The following is a 2272-nucleotide window of genomic DNA, read 5'->3' as shown; positions in this document are numbered from 1 at the left end:
AAATACAGGTAATAGGGACAACTACTTTAAAAGAATATCGGAGATATATAGAAAAGGATACTGCACTTGAAAGGAGATTTCAGCCGATATTTGTAAAAGAACCAACAGTAAGCGAAAGTGTGAAAATTCTTGAAGGCTTGCGTAGGCACTATGAAGGATTCCACCAGGTCAGGATTACTCATGAAGCGATATGGTCGGCAGTTAGACTTTCTGTGAAATATATTAATGATAGGTTTTTGCCCGACAAAGCAATAGATCTTATTGATGAGGCAGCTGCGCGAGTACGATTAAATTTTTCTAAAAGATCTGAACCAAAAAATTTAGAATATAAGTTAAAATCAATAAGAGATGCCAGATCTCAAGCAATAAACGACAGGGATTCTTTAAGAATCGAAAAACTTAAAGAAAAAGAAAAAAAGATAATGGAAAAAACGAAAAAGATTATACCACCTTCTGTTGCATCGTCTGGCGATATACCAAAAGTGACAGATAACGACATAAGGAAGGTAGTATCCTTGTGGACTAGTATTCCTGTTGAGAAACTTGTATCGGATGAAAAGGATAGACTTGTGAATATGGAAACAGAACTTCATAAAAGAATTGTTGGTCAAGATGTTGCAGTAAAATCTGTTTCTAATTCTATAAGAAGAGTAAGAGCTGGTCTAAAGAATCCGAGAAAACCTATAGGTTCGTTCCTTTTTTTGGGACCTACTGGTGTCGGAAAAACAGAGCTTGCAAAAGCACTTGCAGAATTTCTTTTTGGGAACGATACTGCTATGATAAGATTTGATATGTCCGAATATATGGAGAAATTTACAGTGTCACGTTTGATTGGCTCTCCCCCAGGCTACGTGGGATATGAAGAGGGAGGGGTACTTACGGAGGCCGTGAGGAGGAAGCCTTATTCCGTAGTGCTTTTTGATGAAATTGAAAAGGCTCACCCTGATATATTCAACATTCTTCTCCAGATTATGGATGAAGGACGTCTAACAGATGCTCAGGGACACACAGTCAATTTTAAAAATACGGCAGTCATACTTACATCTAATTATGGCACGGATATATTTAAATCTAACGTATTGGGTTTTTCTGTAGGAGGCGCTGAAAAAACTTTCGAAGATAATAAAAAGAAACTTTTGGTTTCTCTCAAGAAGATTTTTAAACCGGAATTTCTCAACAGGATAGACAATATTATTGTTTTTTATCCGTTAACACAAGAAGAAATTATGCAGATAGTGGATGTTATGACGAAGAGAATAGAAAAGAATATAATAGATGAAAAAATAAGCATAAAACTTACTCGTAAGATGAAAGCACGCTTAGCAAAGAATGGTTACAGTGCAGAGTATGGAGCAAGGCCATTGCAACGACTTATCGAGAGAGAAGTGGAAGACCCAATTGCTATGGCTCTTCTAAAAGAAGAGTTTAGTAGCGGGAATATAATCATTGTGGACTACGACGAAGAGTCAAAAACTACTAAGCTTAGCAAAAAAAGCGAAATAGTTAGTGCAAAATAGCAAGATACGGAATTTTTCAATTATAGCGCATATCGATCACGGAAAGTCGACACTTGCCGATAGATTGCTTGAAAAGGCAGGGTTAGTAACAGAACGCAATAAGAAAGATCAAATTTTAGATGATATGTCTCTTGAAAAAGAGCGAGGCATTACTATTCGTTCGCATCCTGTCACTATTACGATTAAAGACAAAAAAGGCGATGAATATCAGTTTAATCTTATAGATACTCCGGGGCATGTTGATTTTAATTATGAAGTATCACGTAGTTTAAAAGCATGTGAAGGGGCAGTGCTTCTTGTCGATGTTTCCCAGGGGGTTGAAGCTCAGACTATTGCCAATACTTATCTTGCATTAGAGCATGATCTTACCATTATTCCTGCTTTGAATAAAATTGATATTAAAGGTGCTGACATTGAAGGGGCAATAAAGGAAATCGAAGAGATGGTAGGATTATCAAGAGATGAAATTTTGCAGATTAGCGCAAAATTGGGCACCGGTGTTGATGATTTAATAGAAGCAATAATTAAAAAAATTCCACCTCCTCATGTAAACAGCAATGCGTCACTTAAAGCACTTGTGTTTGATTCGCACTTTGATACATATAAGGGAGTAGTGGTGTATGTGAGAATAATGGATGGCACGATTCGTTCAGGTGATAAAATTAAATTTATGTCTTCGGGAAAAGAATTTCAGGTGGAAGAAGTAGGTGTGTTTAAATTAAAAATGGAGCAATGCGATGAACTTACGAGCGGTA

The 2272-nt window shown here is 36.7% G+C and carries 2 protein-coding genes; both read left to right on the top strand.

Going from position 1 to position 2272, the window contains the following annotated elements; translation table 11 throughout:
• A partial coding sequence (locus tag U9Q18_02395) for an ATP-dependent Clp protease ATP-binding subunit (protein MEA3313208.1) occupies window positions 1-1517 on the top strand: 1517 nt, incomplete at its 5' end.
• The coding region (locus U9Q18_02390) for a GTP-binding protein (protein ID MEA3313207.1) at window positions 1507-2272 on the top strand (766 nt) is incomplete at its 3' end. The genes U9Q18_02395 and U9Q18_02390, both read left to right, overlap by 11 nt.

It is taken from the genome of Caldisericota bacterium (assembly GCA_034717215.1).
GTDB lineage: Bacteria > Caldisericota > Caldisericia > Caldisericales > Caldisericaceae > UBA646.
This window is presented reverse-complemented; position numbering and strand designations above follow the sequence as displayed.